The organism is Microbacterium sp. W4I20, assembly GCF_030816505.1.
In the GTDB taxonomy this organism is placed as follows: Bacteria; Actinomycetota; Actinomycetes; order Actinomycetales; family Microbacteriaceae; genus Microbacterium.
Map to the genome: position 1 here is coordinate 2,268,615 of NZ_JAUSYB010000001.1, position 22,752 is coordinate 2,291,366.

Genomic DNA, 22,752 nt, shown 5'->3' on the forward strand with positions numbered 1-22,752 from the left:
ATAATCGAGGCATACGTATGCAATGAAAGGAGGGGCCATGCCCCTGCACCTCAAGTCCGCGCCGACGAAGACGTTCGCGGACACCGCGCAGCAGGACGTCGCCGAGCGCGTCCGCGGGATCATCGGAGACATCCGCGAGAACGGCGACGCCGCCGTGCGTCAGTACGCCGAGCAGTTCGACAAGTCGAGCCGTGAGTCCTACCGTCTGACGGATGCCGAGATCGAGGAGATCATCGGCACCCTCTCGCCCCAGGTGATCCAGGACATCGAGTTCGTGCAGAACCAGGTCCGCCGCTTCGCCCAGGCGCAGCGCGACTCCCTCGTCGACATCGAGGTCGAGACCCTCCCCGGCGTCTTCCTCGGTCAGAAGCACGTGCCCGTGCAGGCTGCGGGCGCCTACATCCCCGGCGGAAAGTACCCGCTGACGGCATCCGCCCACATGACGATCATCACCGCCAAGGTCGCCGGTGTCCCGCGCGTCGTCGCGTGCACCCCGCCGATCCGCGGCGAGATCCCCGCCGCCACCATCGCCGCCATGAAGATGGCCGGAGCCGATGAGATCTACCTCCTCGGCGGAGTCCAGGCCGTCGCCGCCATGGCCGTCGGCACCGACTCCATCGAACGCGTGAACATGATCGCCGGTCCCGGCAACGCCTACGTCGCCGAGGCCAAGCGCCAGCTGTTCGGCGAGGTCGGCATCGACCTGTTCGCCGGCCCCACCGAGATCCTCATCGTCGCCGACGAGCACGCCGATCCGTTCTTCACCGCCGTCGACCTGCTCTCGCAGGCCGAGCACGGCCCCGACTCCCCCGCCGTGCTCGTCACGACGTCGCAGTCGCTGGCCGAAGAGGTCATGGACTGGATCGAGAAGATCCTTCCCGGCATGCCCACCCGCGACTACGCCGGTCCTGCCTGGCGCGACTGGGGCCAGGTCATCGTCGCCGACGACCTCGACGAGGCCTACCGTATCGCCGACGAGTTCGCGTTCGAGCACGTGCAGATCTTCACCGAGAACCCGCGCGAAGCGCTCACTAAGATGCATGACTACGGCGCGCTCTTCCTCGGCGAGAACACCTGCGTCTCTTACGGCGACAAGGTCATCGGCACCAACCACGTGCTCCCGACCCTCGGCGCCGCCCGCTACACCGGCGGCCTCTGGGTGGGCAAGTACCTGCGCACCGTGACCTACCAGGAGGTGCAGAACACGGAGTCGTCGGCCGAGCTCGGCGCCGTCTGCGGCCGCGCCGCCCGCGTCGAGCTGTTCGAGGGCCACGCCCGCTCCGGCGACGCGCGTGCCTGGCGTCACGCCGGCACCGAGTTCGCGTGGATCGACGAGAGCCACGCCGCGGTCGCCTCCGGTGCGGTGACGGACGCACGATGACCGACCTCACCGGTCGCACCGCGGTCGTCACCGGCGGCGGCAGCGGACTCGGGGCGGCGATCGCCCGTGCGCTGCACGCCTCCGGCGCCGAGGTCGTGGTGGTCGGCCGCGACGAGCGGAAGCTCGCTGCGGTCACCGCCGAGCTCGGCGATCGAGCGCGGAGCCTGGCGTGCGACGTGTCGGATCCGGCATCCGTCGACGCCCTGCGCGAGGCGCTGTCCGGCACCGAGGTCTCGATCCTCGTGAACAACGCAGGCATCGCCGGCCCGGTGGCCGCACTCACCGACATCTCGGTCGACGACTGGGACGAGGTGTTCGACGTGAACGTGCGCGGCACCTTCCTGCTCTGCAAGGCGCTGCTGCCCGGCATGATCGAGCGCGGCGACGGCGACGTCATCAACATCGCGTCGGTGTCGGGCAAGCGCCCGCTCGCGCACCGCACCCCCTACTGCGCGTCGAAGATGGCCGTGATCGGACTCACCTCGACGCTCGCGTTCGAGGTCGGCCCCGCGGGCGTCCGCGTGAACTCGCTCTCCCCCGGGCCGGTGCAGGGACCGCGGATGGAGCGGAACTTCCGCCTCGAGGCCGAACGCTCGGGCACCAGCGTCGACGACGCCGAGCAGGTCTTCGTGTCCCGCGCGGCGCTCGGGCGCATGATCACCGAGGAGGAGGTGGGCGCCGCCGTCATCGCGATGCTGGCCATGCCGGGGATGTGCGGAGCCGACGTCGACCTGTCCGCCGGTATGGTCGCCTGATGACGTCGTTGCGCGCGCGGGCCCATGCCGGGGAGAAACTGCTCGGCGCCCTGCTGCGGATGCCGTCGGAGGAGCTCGTCGAGATGCTCGCGGTCGCCGAGTTCGACTTCGTGCTCATCGACTGCGAGCACGGGCCCGCGGACATCACGGCGCTCCGGAACCACATCGCCCTCGCGGCGGTGCACGGCGTGCCGGTGATCGTGCGGGTCGGCGAGAACGACCGGGGGCAGATCCTGCGCGTGCTCGACCAGGGCGCCGAAGGCATCCTGATGCCGCACCTCGACACCGCAGCGGATGCCGCGGCGCTCGTTGACGCGTCGCTGTACCCGCCGGTCGGCAACCGCGGCTTCGCGACCTACAGCCGGGCCGGTCGCTTCGGCGAGGTGGCGCCCGCCGACCACCTCGCCTGGTATCTCGAGAACACCCTGGTGCTCGGAATGATCGAGTCTCCCGGCGGAGTCGCGAGCGTCGAGGCGATCGTGTCGACGCCCCGGCTCGACGGGATCATGGTCGGACCGGCGGATCTCGCCGCGAGCTCGGGCCCCGACGATCAACCGGTGCCCGAGGCGATCGCGGCCGTGCACTCGGCCCTGGCTGCGGCCGGTTCGCTGCGGATGGACATCGTCGGTACGCGCGACGCGGCCGCGGCATCCTTCGCCGCCGGCGCCGACCTGGTCGTCTACAACCTCGCGTCGTCACTCATGCGGCACCTGCGGGATCTCGCCTCGCCGGAGCGCTGAGCGCGAGCGCTGAGCGGGAGCGCTGAGGCAGCGCGCACACACTCATGGGCTGAGTTCTCTTCGTTGGGCGGATGCTGCCGCCGCATCCGTCCGCCTATGGCCGAGTTCTCCGCCGGAGCGGGTGACCGCGCGCGGCTCAGCGCTTCCGGAGGCCGCGGTATGTCGGCAGGAACGCGAGCAGTGCGGCGAGCACGGTTCCGACCGACAGGAGCGGGAGTGCCGGCTCCATCGCCCACGGCGAGTTCCCGCTCAGCCCCATGCCCATCACCATCCACGCACCGAGCGTGCCGGCGATCAGCAGCCCGACGAACGTGAGGGTGATCCGCTCCGACAGTGTGGACACCTCGCTCCGCGCCAACGACGGCAGCGTGACGAGCGACCCGAGGATCACCGCGATCAGCACGACGAACGCGACCCCGAACGGGACATCCCCCGAAGAGACCTCGCCGGACTCGTCTGCGCCGAGCAGACCACCGACCAGACCGAAGAGGTTCACCGTCTGCTCCTCACCGTCCACCCGGTCGGTCACGAACGGCACGAGCAGCCCGAGCACCAACAGGATCTCGGTGACGATGAGAGGGAAGACGAGCACCGCCGCCTCGAGCGCCTGCACGCGCCGCTCCAGCGCGCGCTGCCCCGCCTCGGTCGTGGTCGCCGCTGCATCCTGCGTCATGATTCCACCCCTCGTCGCCCCGGTGGCCGCGAGCTCCACCCTCGAGCGCGAGTGTACTCACCCCGGTGCGCCGCGAGCGCGCACGCCCATGGGCTGAGTTCTCCCCGATGGGCGGATGCTGTCGCCCGAAGTCTCCGCCCCACGGCGCGTTCTCCTCCCCACAGGGTGGGGCAGAGAGCCGAAAGGCGCAGGGCCTCAGCGCCGCGACGCCCCCGCCGCGGCATCCGCCAGCTGCGTCTGCCACGACCGCAGCAGTGAGCCGAAGGCCTGCGGGCGTTCGAGCGGCAGCAGGTGCCCGGCGTCGAGGGACACGAGCCGCGCGTCGGGCATCTGCGTGACGATCTCGGTGTGGAAGTGCGGCGGCGTGATCACATCGTCGAGCCCCGACACCACCAGCGTCGGTGCGGACACCTGCGGCAGCAGCCCGAGCAGGTCGCCACGGTCGAGCTGCAGCTGCAGCTGGGCCCGCAACCGCGCCGTGCCGGTCGCGGTGCCCATCGCCAGCGTCCGCTCGATCAGGTCGGGGCGATCGCGCACGGCATCCGCCCCGAGCAGCGCCGGCAGGATGCGGGACTGCAGCTCACGAGCATCCGTCCCCGCGTCGAGCGCATCGAGCCACTCCTGCCACGCCGCACGCTGGGCATCCGTCGGCGCCTTCGCGTTGGTCGACACGAGGCAGAGCCCCGCCACCCGCTCGGGCGCCGCGAGCGCGACGTTCATCGCGACGATGGCCCCGAGCGAATGCCCGACGAGCACGAACCGCTCGGGCAGCGACGCCAGCAGGGCCGTGACCTGCAGAGAGATGGCGGGGCGGTCCAGCACCGGCTGGACCGCCCTGTCGAGTCCGGCATCCGCCCACAGATCGGCGGTGCAGTTCATGCCGGCGAGCAGGACCAGCGTCGGCATGTCAGCCCTTGACGGCGCCGTCTGCGAGTCCTGCGACAAGATATTTCTGCGCGACGAACGCGATCACGAACACGGGGATCGTGAGCAGCATGGACGCTGCTCCCGCCTGTTGCAGCATCGGCAGCGTCTGCCCGAGTTGCGTGGCGATGAACACCGGCACCGTCTTCGACGAGGTGTCAGTGAGCACGAGCGCCGTCAGGTACTCCTGGAATGCGAACAGGAACACGAAGATGCCGGCGGTCAGGATGCCGGGACCCATCAGCGGGATCATGACACGGCGCAGCATCCCGATCCTCGTGCAGCCGTCGATCATGGCCGCCTCGTCGAGCTCCTTGGGGATCTCGGCGAAGAAGTTGCGCAGCAGCCAGATCGTGAACGGCTGGTTGATCGCGACGAGGGCGATCGCAAGCGCGAACGTGGTGTCGTAGATGCCGAGCGCCCGGCTGATGTCGTACATCGGCAGGACCACCGCGAAGCGGGGCAGCGCGCGGAAGATGAGCGCGAGCACCAGCAGAATCGCCGACACGTAGCTCGGGAACCGCGACAGCGCGTAGGCGGCCGGGATGCCGATCGCGAGGGCGATGACCGTGGAGACCACCGCGACGACCAGGGTGTTGATCAGGTAGTCGGAGAAGTACGTGGTCTCCCACAGGTCGACGAACGCCTGCAGCGTGGGCTGGTAGTCCCAGAGCACAGGGGGGTTCGAGAACGCGACGTCGGTGGGCTTGGTGACCGAGAGCGTCATCCAGATGAACGGGCTCAGCACCACGACGCAGAGGATGGCGAGCAGGAGGCCCGTGATGACCGGTGGGCGGTTGACGCCGCGACGCTTGCGCTTCGGTGCGCCCTTGGTGACGATGGCCCTCGTCGAGAGTTCTGCGGAGGTGAGACTCATCGTTCGGCCTTCGCTTCCTTGAAGATGCCCCGGATGAACGGGATCAGCATGATGAGGATCAGGATGATGGTGAGCACGTTGATCGCGCTGCCGAGACCGAGGTTCTCGGCGCCGTCGGCGAATGCCACCGAGTAGACGTAGAGCATGATCGACTCGTTCCCGATGTTCTGCGCCTGGGGCGACAGCGGGATCAGGTTGTCGAACATGCGCAGCACGTCCATGATCGTGATCAGCGTGACGAAGCCGAGCACTCCGCGGATGGTCGGGATGATGACGCTGATGTGCGTCTGGAACCCGTTGGCGCCGTCGATCTTGGCGGCTTCCTTGAGCTCGTTCGGCACGCCCTGCAGCCCCGCGAGGATGATGAGCATCGCGAACGGGAGCATGTGCCAGACGGTGTTCGCGATCACGAGGATCGCGTTCGGCACCTGATCGGTGAACCAGAGCACCTGCGATCCGCCGAAGAATCCGATCAGCCGGTTGACGACGCCGCCGAAGTTGTCGTCGAAGAGCCACGAGAAGGCGACCGCGCCGACGAGGTTCGGCAGCACGTACGAGACGAGCATGATGCCGAGGACGAGCGGGCGCGAGGTGGTGATGCGGTTGATGCCGGTGGCGATGATGTAGCCGAACACCAGCAGGATGGCCGTGGTGACGATGGTGACCGCCACGGTGAAGAGGACCGCCTTGTGGAAGCGCGGATCGGTCAGCGCGTCGGTGAAGTTCTCCAACCCGACGAACGTGCCGGGTGTGCCGTATCGGACCTGCTCGAAGCTCCACTGCACCGTGCGCACCAGGGGGAGCACCAGGAGTGCACCCATCACCAGCAGGCTCGGGAAGAAGAGCAGCCAGAATTCGCGTGCCTTCATTTGCGTCCTCCCTTGGACGGACTGTGGCCTGAACTCGCGCTCAGGCCACAGTCATGGACGATCGGTCCTGGTCAGCCGGCGATCTTCTCGCCGGCGGCCTGCATCTGCGCCATTCCGTCCTCGACGGAGATCTGGCCGTTCAGCACCGAGACCAGGATCGGCCGGATCTCGTTGGTGATGTCGGCGATGATCGGCGACACGATCGGCGGCATGGCGCTGGCGATCGAGTCGTTCGCCGCGGCGCCGTACGGAGAGTTCTTCTCCGTGACCATTCCTTCACGCGCCGGGTAGGCGGCGGGGACGGAGGCCTTCGATGCGTCCTCGCTGACGGCGGATGCCATCATCTGGAAGAGCATGTCGTGGTCGAGCTTCGTGTTGAACGGGATCGACCAGCCGTCGATCGAGAGGCGGTTGTACGAGTACTCCGCGTCATCCGAGACCTTCGGCGCTCCGGCGAAGCCGAAGTTCTCGAAGAGCTTCGAGTTCGACTCGAGCGTCAGGTCGAACATGCGGCCGGAGAACATGATCGACATGGCAGCCGTGCCGTTGAACATCTGCTGCTGCACCTTGGGCTGGTCGAAGGTCGTGACCTGCGGGTCCATGTAGGGCTTGAGTGCGAGCATCGCCTCGAGGGCCTGCTGGGCCTCGGGGGTGTCGAGCGTGACGTCGCCCTCGGCGTTCACGAAGTCGGCGTTGAGCGAGTTCATCGCGCCCTCGAAGCCGGTGGTGACGTCGGCGGTGGCGAGCCACGGCAGCGCGATCGGGTAGTCCATGAGGCCCTCGGCCTTGATGGCCTCGGCAGCGTCGATCATCTCGTCGAACGTGGTCGGAGCCTCGAGGCCGAGGTCTTCGAAGATGTCGGTGCGGTATGCCATCACGAACATCTGCGCCTGCATCGGAATCGCGTAGATGTTGCCGTCGTACGACATGCCCTCGACCATGGACTCGCTGATGTCGCCGAGGCCGTAGTCGTCGCCGTACTTGTCCCACAGGTCATTCAGCGGAACGAGGAGCTCCTCTTCGCCGAAGCCCGGGATGACGAAGCCATAGGTCTCGAGGATGTCGTAGGTTCCCGTCTCGCCGGCGAGCGTCGCCGTCGTCTTGGTCACCTGGCCGCCGAAGTCGATCGGGTCGTGCTTCAGCGTCACGTCGTCGGTCGAGCAGCTCGAGACCATCGTGTCGGTGAAGGGGTCGATCGCGGAGGAGTTGTAGGCGAGGACGTTGACCGTCGTCTTGCCCTCGGGTGCCGTGTAGTCGCACGACACCGTCGTCGAGTTCTCATTGTCGGTGCGGGAGCCCGCGCCGCAGCTGGTGAGGGCGACGATGCCCACAGCCACGAGTGCGAGAACCGGCAGTGCCCGATGCTTAGTGTGTCCCATAAGGGTGATGGTATACGTATGCAGTCAACTTAGGGAAGCCTATTTTCACGGAATATATTCCCTATGAATACGTATACGTAACGATTGGCTCCGGATGCTTGCGGACAGGCCGCGGATGACCGGCACCCCGGCGCGTCCGCGCCGGTTCAGCGCGCGTCCGCAGCGCTCAGCCAGCGCAGACCGCGCTGGCTCGACGTGACCCGACCGTCGCGATCGACGACGACCATGAGCACGCCGTCGCAGCTGCGGCAGCGCACGACGAACCCCATCGGGTGGGCATAGACCGCGGCCTGTGCGAGCACGGCGATGTCGTCGCACGTGTCGCACTGCCCCCGCGCCGTGGTGGGCTCGAAGGGGAAGAGGGCGCCGACGACGCCGGCGAGGACGTTGCCGTCGAGTGCCCCGCCGCGACCAGCCGTGTCGTCGAGTGACGTGCTCTCGAGCGCATTGTCATCCGGATGCGTCATCAGATTCCTCCGAACCGTTCGGTGCGGATGTCGTCGTCCGCATGTCCGAGCTCGATCATGGCCCGTGCCACTGTCTCCACGAAGCCGGTGGGACCGCAGATGAAGATCAGCGGGCGCGCGCTCGCAGGCAGTGTCTCCCTGGCCAGGTCGTCGGCGGTGAGCCGTCCGGCCGACCGCGGCCACTCCGCCGGCACGGCGCGGGTGTAGTGCCAGGTGGTGTCGACCGAGGCGGTCGGCGAGGAGAGTTCGTCTCGATAGAAGGCGTCCGCAGGACTGCGCAGGGAGTACAGCAGCCGCATCGGAGCCGCGCCCTCGGCCCCGGCGTGCGCGCGCGCCATCGCGACGAAGGGCACGACTCCCGACCCGCCGGCGATGAGCTGTACGGGCCGCGTCTGCTGCGGCGTCCAGACGAACCATCGGCCGAGCGGCCCCCGGAGTTCGACGGTGTCGCCGACCTCGAGTTCGTCCACGAGGAAGGGCGAGACCTCGCCGTCGGGCAGTCGGTCGACGACCAGTTCGAGCTCGGGCTGGTCAGCGCTGCCGGCCCCGAACCCGGCGCTCGCGAGCGAGTATGAGCGCACGGCCTGGTACCCGTCAGGCGCCGTCAGCCGGATGTCGACGTGCTGCCCTGCCTCGTTGCCCGGCCAGTCCTCGACAGTGAACACCAGACTGCGAGCGGTCGGAGTCAGCGGCCGCGCCCTCGCCAGGACGCCGCTGCGCCAGCCGGGGCTGCTCACGCGTAGCGCTCTTCGCGCCACGGGTCTCCGTGCAGGTGGTAGCCGTTCTCCTCCCAGAACCCCGGCTCGTCGTCGTCCTGCATGACGATCCCGCGCACCCACTTGGCGCTCTTCCAGAAGTACAGGTGCGGCACCAGCAGCCGCGCAGGTCCCCCGTGCTCGGGGTCCAGGCTCTCACCGTCGAACTCGTAGACGACCCACGCCTTGCCGTCGAGGATCTCCTCGAGCGGCAGATTCGTCGTATACCCGCCGTACGAGTGCACCATCACGAACTCCAGGCTCGTCTCCACGTCGGCGAACAGGGTGTCCAGCGAGACTCCGCGCCACCCGGTGCCGAGCTTCGACCAGCTCGTGACGCAGTGGATGTCGACCGTGATGTCCTCGGACGGGAGCGCGAGCAGCTCGGCCCAGCTCCAGCGATGCGTCACCCCCGTCTCGGTCTGGATGACGAACGCCCAGTCCTCTTCGTCGATCCGCGGCGTCGGACCGGCCGACAGCACCGGGAACCCGTCCGTCAGATGCTGACCGGGCGGCAGATCAGGGTTCTCCTCACGCCGTCGACCTCCGAAAACAGCCATCACTTCTCCCTCAGTCGATCCACGCGGAAAGCATGATCCATTGCTATCGGGAAGAGGGCGGAATATCCAGTGCTTCCGCGTGCGGATCGACGCGCGCCGCACGCCTCTTCTCCAGGGCGAAGCAGAACACCACGGCGACGATGCCGGCCGCGGGGGCGACCAGGAGCCCGGCGCGCAGACTCTCCTGGTCGGCGATGTAGCCGACGAACGGCGGCGACAGAAGGAACCCGACGCGCAGCAGCCAGGCGAGCACCGTGAGCCCGACACCGCGTCGGAGGCCGGGCAGCTCGTCGGCGGCGTGCATCGCCGCCGGGATCAGCGTCGCGATTCCGAAGCCGAGTGCCGCGAAGCCGAGGATGGTGCCGAGGATGCTGGGGAACGCGAGCGCCAGCCCCATGCCGGCCGCCGCGATCAGACCGCCCGCCCCGGCGACGAGACGCTGGCCGAACCGATCGGTCAGGCGGTCGCCCATGAGCCGCCCGATGGTCTGGGCCACCATGAGCGCGATGAATCCGAGCGGGGCGATCGGGGCGGCGGCGTCGAGGGAGTCGGCGAGATACAGCGTCGCCCACGAGTTGCCGGCATCCTCGCCGACCGCTCCGGCCATGGCGATGAGCGTGAGGGCCGCGAGCATCAGGATGGTGCGCAGGCTCGGTCCGCGCCGGGGCGCTGCACCAGCCCCGGGAGCCTCGGCGACGGCATCCGCTTCTTCTTCGTCCAGCCCGGGAAGGCAGAAGCGGAGCGCGCACAGGGCCACGGCGGCGAACACCGCGGTGGAGATCGCGAGATGGATGCCGACGGGAAGGCCGATCGCGATCGCCGCGGCAGCCATCGCGCCGCCGAGCACGGCGCCGATCGACCAGATCGCGTGGAAGGAGTTGATGATCGAGCGTCCGAACCGGCGCTGCACGCGGAGGCCGTGGGCGTTCTGCGCGACGTCGGTGATCGCGTCGAACACCCCGGTCAGGAACAGCGCCCCGGCGAAGAGGAGGGCCGAAGGCGAGAGACCGGCGAGGAGATAGCCGATGCTGGTGAGGGCAGTGCCGAACACGGCGACCCGCGCCGAGCCGAGGCGGCGGATCAGCACGGCGGCCGCGAGACCGGCGAGGAGCGCACCCGCGGGGAGGGCGGCGATCGAGAGACCGTAGGTCGTGTTGTCGAGTCCGAGCATCGTCTTGATCTCGGGGTACCGCGGCAGGATGTTCGCGAACAGGGCGCCGTTGGTCAGGAACAGCGCGCTGACCGCGATGCGCGCGCGCCGGGCGGCGGCATCCGCAGCAGGCCGCGCGGGGGCATCGGTCTTCGCACTCGGGTCGTCCATCGCGCCCCATCCTTCCACGGTCGGCGGACAGGCTCGCGTCCGTCGCGTCCGGCTACCGCACTTGCACGTCCGCGGCTCGAGCGCCACCCGCTTCTCGCTGTCGCACCACGGACGTACGCTCGACCCATGACCGACCTCACCCAGCCCACCGGACGCGAAGAGGCACTGCGCGCCGTCCCCCGCGAAGACGGATCCGCGCCCCGCGCCCTCGTGCTCGGCGCGACCGGGTACATCGGCGGGCGGCTGACTCCGCGGCTGCTGAACGCGGGCTACCGGGTGCGCGTGCTGGCGCGCGACGCCGTGCGCGCGGCATCCTTCCCCTGGGGCGCCGACTGCGAGATCGTCGAGGGATCGGCCGACGATGCGGATGCCGTCGCCGAAGCCATGGCAGACGTCGACGTCGTCTACTACCTGATCCACTCGATGACCGCGGGCAAGGGCTTCGAGGAGAGCGACGATCGCGCCGCGACGACGGTGGCGGATGCCGCGTCACGCGCGGGCGTGCACCGGATCGTGTATCTCGGCGGGCTGCACCCCGACGACGTGAAGCTGTCGCCGCACCTGCGATCGCGTGTGGAGGTCGGCGAGACGTTCCTGCACTCGGGAGTTCCGACTCTCGTGCTGCAGGCCGGCGTCGTGATCGGTTCGGGCTCGGCGTCGTTCGAGATGATCCGGCACCTGACCGACGTGCTGCCGTACATGCCGGCGCCCAAGTGGGTGCGCAACCGCATCCAGCCGATCGCCGTGCGCGACGTGCTGCACTATCTGCTCGGCGCCGCCCGGGTCGACGAGCAGGTGAACGGGGCGGTCGACATCGGCGGACCCGACGTGCTGCGGTACGGACAGATGATGAACGGCTATGCCGTCGAGGCCGGGCTCCCCCAGCGCGCGATCGCCTCCCTCCCGGTGCTCACGCCGTGGCTGGCCTCGCACTGGGTCAATCTCGTGACGCCGGTACCGCGCTCGATCGCCCGACCCCTCGTCGCCTCGCTGCAGAACGAGTGCGTCGTGAAGGATCATGCGATCGACGACCTCATCCCGCAGCCCGCCGACGGGCTGACCCCGTACCGGCGCGCGGTCGCCCTCGCACTCGGGCGCCTCGACGCCGACACGATCGAGACCAGCTGGCAGGACTCCGAGGTGTCCGGCGCCCCGAGCGACCCGCTGCCGAGCGACCCCGACTGGGCAGGCCGCACGGCGTTCACCGACGCGCGGTCGCTGAAGACCTCGGCATCCGTCGACGACCTGTGGCGCGTGATCATCGGCATCGGCGGCGAGAACGGGTGGTATTCGTCGCCATTCCTGTGGGCGGTGCGCGGCTGGATGGACCGACTGGTCGGCGGCGTCGGACTGCGGCGCGGTCGGCGCAGCCGCAACGCGGCCCGCATCGGCGACGCGATCGACTTCTGGCGCGTCGAGGCGGTGTCACAGCCGGGATCGGGAGAAGAGGATGCCGGACTGCTGCGGCTCCGCGCCGAGATGAAGGTGCCGGGCGAGGCGTGGCTGGAACTGCGCGCGATCGCCGACGGTTCCGGAGCGCGCTACGAGCAGCGGGCGGTGTTCTTCCCACGCGGACTCAGCGGACGCCTGTACTGGTTGGCCGTGCTGCCCTTCCACGGTTTCATCTTCGCGGGCATGGCGGCGCGCATCACGGGTGCGGCTGAGGGTGCCGTGAAGGCCTGAGTCTTCCGCAGCCTTCCGCGGTTCAGTCGACCGGGCGATCCTCGCGGCGCGGGGGCTCGCCCTCGACCGCACCCGGCGCGTCCGCGGCCTCGGCCGTCTGCTCGGCGAGTCCGGCCGTCGCGGTGCCTGCGTCGGCAGCATCCGCTCTGCCTTCGCCGGAGGCGTCGGGGATGATGTCGATCGCCTCGGTCGCCGCCCCGTAGACCTCGGCGAGGCTGTCGTCGACGGTGTCCTCGTCGATCCAGGCGAGGTCGTCTTCGGAGTGGTCGTACTCGACGGGCACGAGCGCGAAGTCGTCGCCGTACTCCTCGAGGCCCGCCATCACGCTGTGGCGTACGGCCATGCGGGCGTAGCGGTCGCGCAGGATCAGCGGATCGCGACGCAGGTCCTTCATAAACGCGACCATCATGAACGCCATGATCACCGCGAAGGGCAGGGCCGCGATGATGGTCACGTTCTGCAGCGAGCGCAGTCCGCTCCCCTCTTCGCCGGAGATGAGAAGCACCGCGGCGATCACGCCGACCAGCACACCCCACACGACGGTCACCCAGCGCGACGGCTCGGGTCGACCCTGTTGCGACAGCGTGCCCATCACCAGCGATGCGGAGTCCGCGCCGGTGATGAAGAAGATCGAGATCAGCAGGATGAGCAGAATGCTGGTGAACAGCGGGAACGGGAGATTGCCGAGCACGCCGAACAGCACCTCCTCCGGCGGGTTCACGTTCAGGCCGGCGCCGTCCATCTGCTGTTGGATGGCGGTCGTGCCGAAGATCGAGAACCAGACCAGCGAGATGGCCGAGGGCACCACGATGACGACCGACACGAACTGGCGGAGCGAACGGCCGCGGGAGATCTTCGCGATGAACATGCCGACGAACGGGGACCACGAGATCCACCACGCCCAGTAGAAGATCGTCCAGGTCGACAGGAACGCCTGCGACTCATCGCCCTGCGACGCCGAGCGGGCGATCATCGTCGGCAGGTCGCCGAGGAACTGCACCGCGACCGACGGGATCACGTTGAGGATGAGCAGCGTCGGGCCGACGAAGAACACGAAGAACGCCAGGATCAGCGCGGCGACGGCGTTGATGTTCGACAGCGCGCGGATGCCCTTGGAGACTCCCGACACCGCCGACGCGATGAAGCAGGCGGTGAGCACGGCGATCGCGGCGATGAGGATGCCGTTGCCGAGCTCTCCGATGCCGGTGACGATCTCGACGCCGTGCCCGATCTGCAGGGCGCCGAGCCCGAGGGATGCCGCCGTGCCGAACAGCGTGACGATGATGGAGAACACGTCGATGGTGCGCCCGAGGGGTCCGGTCGTGCGGTGCTCGCCGAGGAGCGGCGCGAAGATCGAGGAGATCAGCGGGGTGCGACCGCGGCGGAACGCGCCGTAGGCGATCGCGCCGCCGACGAGCGCGTAGAACGCCCACGCCTGCGGACCCCAGTGATAGAGCACCTGGGCCTGCGCGGTGTGCATGGCCTCGAGGGTGTTCGCCTCGACCGTTCCCGGCGGCGGGCTCTCGAAGAACGTGAGGGGTTCGGCGGCGCCCCAGAAGACGAGGCCGATGCCCATTCCGGCGGCGAAGAGCATCGAGATCCACGAGAACATCGAGAACTCGGGCTCCTCGTCGTCGCGCCCGAGCGGGATGCGTCCGTAGCGGCTGAAGCCGATGAACAGCATGAACACCAGGATGACGGTGGCGATGGTCGTGAAGAAGAAGCCGGTGTACTCGACGACCGCGTCGAGCACGGTCTTCGTGGTGCCGGCGAGGTTGTCGCCCGCGAACACGCCCCACGCGATGAAGGCGACCGTGAACGCGACCGCGATGCCGAACACGAGCGGATCGGTCCGGTACGACCGGCCGGTCTCCTCGACCGAGAGCCCGGGCACGAGCGCCGGATGGACGCTCCGCGGAGGAACCTTCGCGATGTCGCGGACGATCTTCTTCGCGGTCGGGACGATGCCCGTTCCGGGTGCGGTTCCATCGGAGCGTGCGGGCGGCTTCTCGTCAGGGGTCTCCATGGGAATCCATTCTCCCATGCCGGTATTCCGGTGCCCGGCCGTCAGCGCTGCCCGCGCCGCCCGACGCCGGCGAACACCGAGTGCAGCAGCGGAAGCGCCGAGACGCAGATGAGCGTGATGCCGAGCGGCGGGGCGGGGGCGATGAGCAGCGCGCCGCCCACGAGCATCGCGGCGAACAGCACCCCGGAGGCGATGCGCCGCGCGATGCCCTCGAGCCGATCCAGCCGACGCTCGAGACGCGAGGTGTCGAAGGTCACCGTGCCGTCGTCGATCCGGCTGATGATGCCGTCGATGCGCTTGGGCAGCCGCATGGTGACGGCGGCGGTCTCCATGGCCTGCTTCGCCATGTCCTGCATCAGGTTCCCGGACTCGTCGCGCAGCAGACGGCCGGCGTACGGCTCTGCGGCATCCCACACGTTGAAGGCGGGATCGAGCCCGCTGCACATCCCCGAGGTCAGCGAGACCGCGCGGATCAGCAGCAGCATGTTCTCGGGCAGCTGCAGTGGCAGCGACCGCACCATGTCGCCGAACTCGTCGGCGAAGTCCTTGAACTCCCGCGGATCGACCTTGCTGAGCTCGGCGAACCCCATCCCGCCGAAGCGGGCGAACAGCGCGGTCAGTGCGCGTTCGAGCTCGTTGGTGTCGGCCGAGGGCAGCAGCACGCCGATCTCCTGCGCGGCGGCGACCAGGCCCCGGCTGTCGCGCCCGGCGACCGCGATCAGGAGGGTGCGGAGGCCGTCGCGGAGGTTGTCGGGGACCTCGGCCATCATCCCGAAGTCGATGAAGGTGAGGCGGAAGTTCCGGCCCTCGGTCCCTGAACCGCCACCCTCGGTCCCTGAACCGCCGCCACCGGTCCCTGAGCCTGACGAAGGGCCCACGGGCGAGACCGGCGTCACGAAGATGTTGCCCGCATGCGGGTCGGCGTGCACGAAGCTGTGCGTGAACACCTGGTCGAACATGACCTCGGCGAAGACATCGGCCACCTGCGACGGGTCGATCCCCGCCGCACGGAGAGCGTCGATGTCATTGATCTTGATCGCGGTGACGTCCGACAGGGTGAGCACGCGGCGGGTCGACCGCTCCCAGACGATCTGCGGGGTGTCGACGCGGGTGTCGTCGGCGAAGTTCTCCCGGAAGCGCTCGGCACTCGCGGCCTCGTGCAGGTAGTCGATCTCCTCGAGGCTGGTGTGCGCGAACTCCTCGACGAGCGCCGGTGCATCGACCCGGTCGGCGACGAGGCGCACACGTGTCAGCCACCGTCCGACGCGGCGGAGCGCCGCGAGGTCGACCGCGACGACCTCGTCGATGCCCGGACGCTGCACCTTCACGATCACGTTGTCGAGTCCGGTGTCGCTCGCGTCGATCTCCGAGAGCCGGGCGCGATGCGCCTGACCGAGGGATGCTGCCGCCACCGGATTCTCGTCGAACCAGGCGTACGCACGAGTCAGCGGCATGCCCAGCTCGGCCTCGGCGACGACGCGGATGTCGGCGAACGGCACGGCCGGCACCTCGTCCTGCAGCCCCTCGAGCTCTGCGGTGATCTCGGGTGGGAGAACGTCGAGGCGCGACGACATGAACTGGCCGACCTTGATCATGAGGCCGCCGAGCTCGATCGCGAGCACATGGAACCGTCGGGCGAACTTCTGCATCCGCGGGCCGCGCGTGCGTTCCGCGATCGACGTCATCCCGAACCGCGGGAGGACGAGCTCGAACCACCAGATCTTGACGAACTCGCGGGCCGCGAACGACAGGATGCGACGGTACCGGGCGCGGTGGACGCCCTGGGGCGCAGCATCCGTCATCGGTGTGTCCCCTTCTTCACCCCGGATCAGTCCTGCGCGAGGATCGAGTAGAGCTTACGGCGCGCGTCGTCGAGGATGTCGATGGCGCTCTGCACCTGCTCGGGCGATCCGCTGCGTCCGACCGCTGCGGCGGCGGCGGCGAGATCGACGCCGGCCTTCGGAAGGGCGTGGAACCGGGCGTCGTTTCGGTTGCCGTCCTTGTCGGCGGACGACTCCCACGGAGCCTTCGTCTCGGACGACTCGTTCGCCACGGCGCGGCCGGCCTCGGTGAGCGAGTAGGTCTTGCGACCGTTCTGCTCGTCCGCCTCGATCAGTCCCTCATCGGCGAGGAGCTGGAGGGTCGGGTAGACGGATCCGGCGCTGGGCTTCCAGGTGCCGCCGCTGCGCTCGGCGATCTCGTTGATGATCTGGTAGCCGTGCATCGGCTTCTCGGCGAGCAGCGAGAGGACCGCCGTGCGGACGTCGCCGCGGGCCATGCGCGAGCCGCCGCTGGGGCGCTGCTCGAAGGACTTGCGGAGCTGCTCCATGGCCTCGAAGATCCCGCCGGCGGGGCCGTTCGCGCCGCCGAAGAGGTTGCCGAGGTTGTTGGCGCCGTCGCTGCTGCCGGCGGGGCCGAAGGGGAATGCGTTGTTCATGATGCCTCCATGCTCGGGGTGTCGAACGATACTCAACGATATATCGTTAACCCTGGAGGTTGGGTGGGAATTCGGGCGGTCATTGCTCGCGGGAGCCGTGGACGACAGCCCAGGTCCTACTCTGGGCGTGGAGCAGCACCGGCAGTTCTGCGGCCGGGGCCGCGCGTCCGGCAGCGACGCACCGGTGATCCCCGCAGGCGTGCACGACGAACTCCTCATCAGCCGTCGGCAGGCGTAGCTGCAGCTGATAGCGGAGGCCCTCATCGGTGGTCTCGAACGCGGCGACGACGGGAAGCGCGAGCGGAGTGCCGTTCTCCTTCAGCGTGACCGTCGAGGCGACGCTCGTGCCGGCATTGATCCAGAGTCCCGCGGCGAGCAGCACGATGAGCGCACAGCCGAAGGCCATCAGCGCGAACTCCCACCACCACGGCTCCAGCGAACGGAAGCTCATCGCGAATCCGGTCACCCCGACCACGGCGAGGATCACCGCGGTGATCCGCTGGCCCGTTCCGCCGCGGCGGCTCGTCAGATCGACCTGGGTCCATTCGGGAGGCGTGCTGCCGGGCATGCTGACACTCTAAGCCGCGGCCGGGCTGAAGAGATCGGATCGAGTGCCCTAGAGCAGGTCCGCCCGTGCGTGGTGGATCAGCTCGCCGTCGAACGTCAGATCGAAGGTTCCGCCGGTCTCCCCGCCGGGGAAAGAACCGGTGAAGTGCACCTCGACGTGGATGGTGCCGCCGCGTGCCTCGCTGCTCACCAGGCGGGTCTGGGTGTCGTAGCCGAGGAAGTAGGAGTCGAAGTATTCGCCGACACGCTCGCGCCCAGCGAACGCGTCACCGACGGAGGGGTCGTCGAGCACGGCATCCGTCGTGAAGAACGACAGGAACCTCTCGCGATCGTGGCTGTTCGCAGCGGTGATCCAGTCCTCGATGATGCGGTCGTGTTCGGTCGTGGTCATGGTGCGCTCCTCAGGTCGGTCGGGGTGGATCACCTCCGGCCTCGACTCTCGTCGTCATTGATTCACGGGACCAGGGAGGATCGCACCCTGGCACAGGCGAGAGATGCGGGTGATGCTGGTGGCAGTCCCCGATCAGAGGAGCCGACATGCCCACCGACCCGTCCGACCTGCTCACCGCCCGCGATCAGGCCCGAGAGGTGCGCGCGTTGTACGAGATCCTCGAAGAGCGGTTCAACGGCCGGACCTGGTCGCTGCACGAGCTGATGATCGGGTTCACGAACGACGTCGGCTACATCGGCCGCCTGCTGCTCGCCGACGAGGGCACCTGGGCGATCGAGGGCGACCCGCGGGCCGAACTGCGTCACAAGCTGGCGGAGTCGATGTGGTGGACGTTCGTGCTCGCCGACCGGCTCGACATCGACCTCGATGCCGCCTTCAGCGACACCATCTCCACGATTCGCACAGGTCTCGAGGCGTCGATCAGCCGCCCCGAGACATCGCGGGACTAGCGTGGGCATCGTGACCACGCCCCCAGGACCGCTCGGAGCGTTCCTGCGCGCGCAGCGAGCACGTCTCACGCCTGCAGATGTCGGGCTGCCCGACGTCGGCGGTCGTCGTGTGCAGGGGCTGCGCCGTGAAGAGGTCGCTGTGCTCGCCGGCGTCAGCGCCGATTACTACGCGCGGCTCGAACAGGGCAGGGAGAGCACGCCTTCAGCCCCCGTCGTCGAATCGCTCGCCACTGCCCTGCGCCTAAGTCCAGACGCCCGCGGCCATGTGTTCCGCCTCGCACGGCTCGCTCCGGGTGTGCAGCCCGATCCCGGGCCGGTGAGCGGTGAGTTGCAGCAGCTCATCGATGCGTTCCCACACGCGGCCGCGTATGTGATCGATCCGGGGTTCCAGATCATCGCAGCGAACACGACTGCACGGATGCTCCTTGGAGAGGCGCAGCTGGCACACGGTGCCATGGACTTCGTGTTCCTCGACCCTTCGGCGCGCTCCTACTTCCTGCACTGGGACCGCGTCGCGCGGGCCGCGGTCAGCGCGCTTCGCCTGGGGGCAGGCTTCCGGACGCCCCACCCTGCGATCCTGCCGCTGATCGCTCGGCTACGCGCGCAGTCGCCCGAGTTCGACACCTACTGGCAGGACCAGACCGTCGCAGGGCTGAGCATGACGGTGAAATCGATCGACCACCCGCAAGTCGGGCGCCTCACCCTGACTTATCAGACGCTCGACGTGCGCGATGCGCCCGGACAGCAGCTGACGGTCGCGACCGCCGCGGCAGGGAGCCCGAGCGCCGATGGCCTGGCGCTTCTCGGCACGCTGGCAGCTGCGCAGCGATAGAGGGTTCATCGCGGCAGATCAGGATCGCGGCAGTGTGAGGATCTCGGCGCCGTCGGCGGTGATCGCGATGGTGTGCTCGCTATGGGCGGTGCGACATCCGGTCGCGCTGCGCAGCGTCCAGCCGTCGGCATCGGTGACGAGTTCGTCGGTGTCGGCCATGACCCACGGCTCGAGCGCGAGCAGCAGCCCAGGGCGGAGCTTGTAGCCGCGACCGGGACGGCCGTCGTTGGCGACGTGCGGGTCCTGGTGCATGGTTGAGCCGATGCCGTGACCGCCGAACTCGAGGTTGATCGGGTATCCGGCCTCCGTCAGCACGGCGCCGATCGCGTGGGAGATATCGCCGATGCTGGCGCCGGGACGTGCGACGGCGATGGCTGCGGCGAGCGCGCGCTCGGTCGTCTCGATCATGGCGAGGTCTTCCGCGGCTCCTCCTCCGCCCACGATGAAGCTGATGGCGGCGTCGGCCGAGACCCCGCGCAGGGTGACGGCCAGATCGAGCGTCAACAGGTCGCCGGCGACGAGCGCGTAGTCGTGCGGCATGCCGTGCAGCACCGCATCGTTCACGGCGGTGCAGACGTAGTGGCCGAAGGGTCCGCGACCGAACGAGGGCGCGTAGTCGACGTAGCAGGATTGCGCCCCGGCATCCTCGATCATCTGCTTCGTCCAGCGGTCGAGGTCGAGCAGGTTGACGCCGGGGACCGCGCGCACCTTCAGCGCCTGGAGGATGGTGCCGACGAGGGCGCCGGCTTCCCTGGCGCGGTGGAGCTCGGCGTCGTTCAGTATCTCGATCATGGCTGCCTCCGGACTCTTACCAATAACTATCCCGGTAATACTATCCCGGGATTAGTATGGGCGTCATGATGGTCCGGATGCCGCACACTCCCGCCGAGGTCGAACGCGGCGAGCGCCTCGGAGCGCTGCTGCGGCGAGCGCGCGGAGATCGGTCGATGCTCGGCGTCGCACTCGATGCGGGCGTCTCCCCCGAGACGCTGCGCAAGATCGAGTCCGGCCGCGTGGCGACGCCCGCGTTCTCGACGATCGCCGCGATCGCCGGCGTGCTGGACATCTCGTTGGACGCCGTCTGGGCGGAGATCGGGTCGGATGCCGCCGAGTCGGCCCGCCGCATCGCCTCGTAGCCCTCCTCCACAACGGGGATCTCCGGGAGGTTGCGCGCAGATCGCGGGTTGGCGGGGTCGGCGACCTGTGGGGCTCGACGATGCTGGGGACATGAGACCCGACCGCGATCACCAGCCACCCTTCACCCCGCAGAGTCACGCATGCATACTGTAAGCATGCCCAATGTGCTCATTCGTGACCTCGATCCGGCCGTGCATGCCGTCCTCACCGCACGGGCCGAAGCACAGGGGCAGTCGCTGCAGCAGTACCTGACCGCCGAACTGACCCGCCTGGCCGGACAGCCGACGCTGCGCGAGCTGTTCACGGAGATCGCTCGGAGGCCGCAGCAGCCGCAGATTCCAGCGAGCGCGATCGTCTCCGCGATCCACGACGGCCGCCGAGCGGGATGATCGTCGCCGATGCCTCGGTCGTCGTCGACCTGCTGACTGCCGCACACGGAGCGACCCGGCTCCACGAACGGCTGGCTTCCGAGACGCTGATCGCACCGGAGATCCTCCCGATCGAGGTCGCCTCCGCACTCCGAGGCCTGAACCGAGGGAGCCTGCTGAGCGACGAACGAGTGGATCGGGCGGCATCCGATCTCGCCCGACTACGGATCGAGTTGTACGCGTCACTGCCCCTGGTCTCCCGGGTGCTCGACCTGCGACACAACCTCAGTGCCTATGACGCCGCATACGTCGCATTGGCCGAGGTGACCGGATGCACACTGCTGACCCTCGACCAGCGGCTCGCCCGTGCGGCGGCTGCCCACTGCACGGTGGAGGTGCCGGTGCGATGAGAGTGCAGCGCGGGCTCGCTTTGCGGCGCGGCGGGCCTCGGCGCTAGCGCAGCACCGAGTCGAGCAAGCCGGGGAAGAGTGCGTCGAGGTCGTCGCGTCGGAGCGTCAGCATCCGCCGTCGTCCGTTCGCCTCGTTGCGGATGACACCCGCTTCGCGCAGCACCTTCATGAAGTGGGACTTGGTCGACTTCGGCAGGTTCGGGTCGGTGGCGTGGCACGCGGCCATGTCGAGCGGGCCGTCGGCGAGCTGGCGCGCGATGGCGAGGCGCTCGGGGTCGCTGAGCGCGAAGAGCACGTCGGTGAGCTGGATCTCGGAGGGATCCGGATGCGGAAGATCGCCAGGCATGGTTCGAGAATAGTTGAACTATCTGGGAATGGGGCGTACTCTCCGATAGTTCGACAAATATCGAACCCATAAGGAGCAGCATGCCCACCACTCAGCCGATCACGGCCCCGGGGACCGCGTCGACCCCTTCTGACCGCGGCCCGTCGGCCCGTCGCATCCGGTTCGGATTCGTGCTCGCGATCGTCGCGCAGATCGCGATGATGATCGCGGCGAGCGCCCCGTCGCCGTTCTATCCCGTGCTCGCGCAGGACATCGGCTTCGACGCGATCGTAGTCGCGGCCGTGTTCGCCGTCTACGCGGTGGTTCTGCTGCTCACGCTCTTGACCGCGGGCTCCCTCTCGGACCACGTCGGCCGCCGTCCGGTCGCGATCGCCGGATTCCTGCTGCTCGCCTCGAGCACCCTCCTCTTCTGGCACGCGGATGCCGTCGCCATGCTGGTCCTCGCTCGCGTGCTGCAGGGCTTCGCCACCGGACTGCTCATCTCGGCGCTGTCCGCCGCGGTGCTCGACCTCGCGCCGGGCGGACGCGCGTCGACGGCCGCGCTGTGGAACGCGCTCAGCCCCGGCATCGGCCTCGCCGCAGGCGCACTGCTGTCCGGTGTGATCCTCGACCTCGCCGTGACCCCGCTGCTCGACGTCTTCGCACCGCTGACCGCGATCTACGTGGTGCTCGCCGCGCTGTTCCTGCTGGCCCCGGAGACGGCGCCTCTCCGGCCGGGCGCCTGGGCGTCGCTGAGCTTCCGGCTGTCGATCCCGCCGGTCATCCGCGCCGACTTCTGGCGTGCCGCGCCCGCCGTGGTCGCGGGATGGGCGACCGGCGGACTGTTCCTCTCGCTCGGCGCCAACATCGTGCGCGACGAGCTCGGCGGCACCGCGCACCTCTGGCAAGGGCTCGCTCCGGCGATGCTCGCGGGCGTCGGAGCCATCACCGCCTTCGTGATGCGGCGGCGGTCACCCCGCACGTCGGTGATCTTCGGCACCGCGGCGCTGGCCGTCGGAACCGCACTGTCACTGGTGGCGCTCGGGGTGGGGTCGCTCCCCTTCTACCTCGGCGCGACCGCGGTGACCGGCATGGGTTTCGGCACCGCGTTCTCGGGAGTGGTCGGGTCGCTCGCCCCGCGGATCCCGGCGACGCAGCGCGCCGACACCTTCGCGGTCATCTATCTGCTGGCCTACCTCGCCTTCGGGGTGCCGGCGGTGATCGCGGGCGCACTGGTCGGCGTGGTCGGACTCGCGACCGTGTGCGTCGGGTATGGCATCGTCGTCATCGCGCTGGCGCTCGTGGCGCTGGTGTCGCGGGTGCGCCGGGCGGACTGAGGCGCGGGTCCGGGGTCACGCGGTGCGGG

General features: G+C 68.9%; 26 protein-coding genes. 10 read left to right on the forward strand and 16 right to left on the reverse strand.

What is annotated here, in order from left to right; translation table 11 throughout:
- Window positions 1–37 precede the first annotated feature (37 nt).
- Genes hisD through QFZ21_RS10990 form a run of 3 tightly spaced genes read left to right on the forward strand, consistent with a single transcriptional unit; the run spans window position 38 to window position 2,876 of the window.
- Complete coding sequence (hisD, locus tag QFZ21_RS10980) at window positions 38–1,381, forward strand: histidinol dehydrogenase (RefSeq protein WP_307377807.1); 1,344 nt, start codon at window positions 38–40, stop codon at window positions 1,379–1,381.
- Window positions 1,378–2,136, forward strand: coding sequence for an SDR family NAD(P)-dependent oxidoreductase (locus tag QFZ21_RS10985; protein WP_307377808.1), 759 nt, complete (start codon window positions 1,378–1,380; stop codon window positions 2,134–2,136). The genes hisD and QFZ21_RS10985 overlap by 4 nt, the downstream gene beginning before the upstream one ends.
- Window positions 2,136–2,876, forward strand: a complete 741-nt coding sequence (locus tag QFZ21_RS10990; RefSeq protein WP_307377809.1) for an HpcH/HpaI aldolase/citrate lyase family protein — start codon at window positions 2,136–2,138, stop codon at window positions 2,874–2,876. The genes QFZ21_RS10985 and QFZ21_RS10990 overlap by 1 nt, the downstream gene beginning before the upstream one ends.
- Window positions 2,877–3,012: 136 nt before the next feature.
- Here the strand turns inward: QFZ21_RS10990 and QFZ21_RS10995 are convergent, their stop codons facing one another.
- The 9 genes from QFZ21_RS10995 to QFZ21_RS11035 all read right to left on the reverse strand — a co-directional run bounded on the left by QFZ21_RS10995 (window position 3,013) and on the right by QFZ21_RS11035 (window position 10,701).
- A complete protein-coding gene (locus QFZ21_RS10995; RefSeq protein ID WP_307377811.1) occupies window positions 3,013–3,549 on the reverse strand; it encodes a hypothetical protein in 537 nt (178 codons plus the stop codon).
- A 195-nt stretch (window positions 3,550–3,744) separates the two neighbouring features.
- Window positions 3,745–4,455, reverse strand: a complete 711-nt coding sequence (locus QFZ21_RS11000; RefSeq protein ID WP_307377812.1) for an alpha/beta fold hydrolase — start codon at window positions 4,453–4,455, stop codon at window positions 3,745–3,747.
- A 1-nt stretch (window position 4,456) separates the two neighbouring features.
- Entirely contained in the window at window positions 4,457–5,350 is an 894-nt protein-coding gene (locus QFZ21_RS11005; protein ID WP_307377813.1) for a carbohydrate ABC transporter permease, read from the reverse strand.
- Window positions 5,347–6,219, reverse strand: coding sequence for a carbohydrate ABC transporter permease (locus QFZ21_RS11010; RefSeq protein ID WP_307377815.1), 873 nt, complete (start codon window positions 6,217–6,219; stop codon window positions 5,347–5,349). Before QFZ21_RS11010 ends, QFZ21_RS11005 begins: the two co-directional genes overlap by 4 nt.
- A 71-nt stretch (window positions 6,220–6,290) precedes the next feature.
- Window positions 6,291–7,598: an ABC transporter substrate-binding protein gene (locus QFZ21_RS11015; RefSeq protein ID WP_307377816.1), complete on the reverse strand. Its 1,308-nt coding sequence runs from the start codon at window positions 7,596–7,598 to the stop codon at window positions 6,291–6,293.
- Window positions 7,599–7,744: 146 nt separating this feature from the next.
- Window positions 7,745–8,065: a DUF6510 family protein gene (locus QFZ21_RS11020; RefSeq protein ID WP_307377817.1), complete on the reverse strand. Its 321-nt coding sequence runs from the start codon at window positions 8,063–8,065 to the stop codon at window positions 7,745–7,747.
- The gene (locus QFZ21_RS11025) at window positions 8,065–8,802 is read right to left on the reverse strand and encodes an FAD-binding oxidoreductase (protein ID WP_307377819.1); all 738 of its coding nucleotides are present in this window, start codon (window positions 8,800–8,802) and stop codon (window positions 8,065–8,067) included. Before QFZ21_RS11025 ends, QFZ21_RS11020 begins: the two co-directional genes overlap by 1 nt.
- Window positions 8,799–9,380 carry a sulfite oxidase-like oxidoreductase gene (locus QFZ21_RS11030; RefSeq protein ID WP_307377820.1) on the reverse strand — a complete coding sequence of 194 codons (582 nt, stop codon included), beginning with the start codon at window positions 9,378–9,380 and terminating at the stop codon, window positions 8,799–8,801. Before QFZ21_RS11030 ends, QFZ21_RS11025 begins: the two co-directional genes overlap by 4 nt.
- 43 nt (window positions 9,381–9,423) lie before the next feature.
- The gene (locus QFZ21_RS11035) at window positions 9,424–10,701 is read right to left on the reverse strand and encodes an MFS transporter (protein ID WP_307377821.1); all 1,278 of its coding nucleotides are present in this window, start codon (window positions 10,699–10,701) and stop codon (window positions 9,424–9,426) included.
- A 126-nt stretch (window positions 10,702–10,827) separates the two neighbouring features.
- Between QFZ21_RS11035 and QFZ21_RS11040 the strand changes: the two genes are divergently transcribed.
- Window positions 10,828–12,384 (forward strand): SDR family oxidoreductase, encoded by a 1,557-nt coding sequence (locus tag QFZ21_RS11040; protein ID WP_307377822.1) that lies wholly within the window; start codon window positions 10,828–10,830, stop codon window positions 12,382–12,384.
- 22 nt (window positions 12,385–12,406) lie between these two features.
- Here the strand turns inward: QFZ21_RS11040 and QFZ21_RS11045 are convergent, their stop codons facing one another.
- From QFZ21_RS11045 to QFZ21_RS11065, 5 genes are all read right to left on the reverse strand, one after another.
- Window positions 12,407–14,410: a BCCT family transporter gene (locus QFZ21_RS11045; protein ID WP_307377824.1), complete on the reverse strand. Its 2,004-nt coding sequence runs from the start codon at window positions 14,408–14,410 to the stop codon at window positions 12,407–12,409.
- A gap of 41 nt (window positions 14,411–14,451) precedes the next feature.
- Window positions 14,452–16,212, reverse strand: a complete 1,761-nt coding sequence (locus tag QFZ21_RS11050) for an AarF/ABC1/UbiB kinase family protein (protein ID WP_307377826.1) — start codon at window positions 16,210–16,212, stop codon at window positions 14,452–14,454.
- A 26-nt stretch (window positions 16,213–16,238) separates the two neighbouring features.
- Window positions 16,239–16,847 (reverse strand): PadR family transcriptional regulator, encoded by a 609-nt coding sequence (locus QFZ21_RS11055; protein ID WP_307377828.1) that lies wholly within the window; start codon window positions 16,845–16,847, stop codon window positions 16,239–16,241.
- A 79-nt stretch (window positions 16,848–16,926) separates the two neighbouring features.
- Window positions 16,927–17,415, reverse strand: coding sequence for a hypothetical protein (locus tag QFZ21_RS11060; RefSeq protein ID WP_307377829.1), 489 nt, complete (start codon window positions 17,413–17,415; stop codon window positions 16,927–16,929).
- A 48-nt stretch (window positions 17,416–17,463) separates the two neighbouring features.
- Window positions 17,464–17,805: a nuclear transport factor 2 family protein gene (locus QFZ21_RS11065; RefSeq protein ID WP_307377830.1), complete on the reverse strand. Its 342-nt coding sequence runs from the start codon at window positions 17,803–17,805 to the stop codon at window positions 17,464–17,466.
- Between the two features lie 146 nt (window positions 17,806–17,951).
- On the opposite strand from QFZ21_RS11065, the gene QFZ21_RS11070 reads away from it, so the two are divergent.
- Window positions 17,952–18,314, forward strand: coding sequence for a hypothetical protein (locus tag QFZ21_RS11070; RefSeq protein WP_307377832.1), 363 nt, complete (start codon window positions 17,952–17,954; stop codon window positions 18,312–18,314).
- A 10-nt stretch (window positions 18,315–18,324) separates the two neighbouring features.
- Complete coding sequence (locus QFZ21_RS11075; RefSeq protein WP_307377833.1) at window positions 18,325–19,146, forward strand: helix-turn-helix transcriptional regulator; 822 nt, start codon at window positions 18,325–18,327, stop codon at window positions 19,144–19,146.
- Between the two features lie 18 nt (window positions 19,147–19,164).
- Here the strand turns inward: QFZ21_RS11075 and map are convergent, their stop codons facing one another.
- Window positions 19,165–19,938 carry a type I methionyl aminopeptidase gene (gene map / locus QFZ21_RS11080; RefSeq protein WP_307377835.1) on the reverse strand — a complete coding sequence of 258 codons (774 nt, stop codon included), beginning with the start codon at window positions 19,936–19,938 and terminating at the stop codon, window positions 19,165–19,167.
- 68 nt (window positions 19,939–20,006) lie between these two features.
- On the opposite strand from map, the gene QFZ21_RS11085 reads away from it, so the two are divergent.
- From QFZ21_RS11085 to QFZ21_RS11095, 3 genes are all read left to right on the forward strand, one after another.
- Window positions 20,007–20,282 carry a helix-turn-helix domain-containing protein gene (locus tag QFZ21_RS11085; RefSeq protein WP_307381297.1) on the forward strand — a complete coding sequence of 92 codons (276 nt, stop codon included), beginning with the start codon at window positions 20,007–20,009 and terminating at the stop codon, window positions 20,280–20,282.
- Between the two features lie 156 nt (window positions 20,283–20,438).
- Window positions 20,439–20,672, forward strand: coding sequence for a hypothetical protein (locus tag QFZ21_RS11090; RefSeq protein ID WP_307377837.1), 234 nt, complete (start codon window positions 20,439–20,441; stop codon window positions 20,670–20,672).
- Window positions 20,669–21,061 carry a type II toxin-antitoxin system VapC family toxin gene (locus QFZ21_RS11095; protein ID WP_307377838.1) on the forward strand — a complete coding sequence of 131 codons (393 nt, stop codon included), beginning with the start codon at window positions 20,669–20,671 and terminating at the stop codon, window positions 21,059–21,061. Before QFZ21_RS11090 ends, QFZ21_RS11095 begins: the two co-directional genes overlap by 4 nt.
- A 43-nt stretch (window positions 21,062–21,104) precedes the next feature.
- On the opposite strand, the gene QFZ21_RS11100 is transcribed toward QFZ21_RS11095, so the two are convergent.
- A complete protein-coding gene (locus QFZ21_RS11100; RefSeq protein WP_307377839.1) occupies window positions 21,105–21,407 on the reverse strand; it encodes a helix-turn-helix transcriptional regulator in 303 nt (100 codons plus the stop codon).
- Between the two features lie 80 nt (window positions 21,408–21,487).
- Here QFZ21_RS11100 and QFZ21_RS11105 point away from each other — a divergent pair, with 80 nt between their 5' ends.
- Complete coding sequence (locus QFZ21_RS11105) at window positions 21,488–22,723, forward strand: MFS transporter (protein WP_307377841.1); 1,236 nt, start codon at window positions 21,488–21,490, stop codon at window positions 22,721–22,723.
- Window positions 22,724–22,752: the final 29 nt, after the last annotated feature.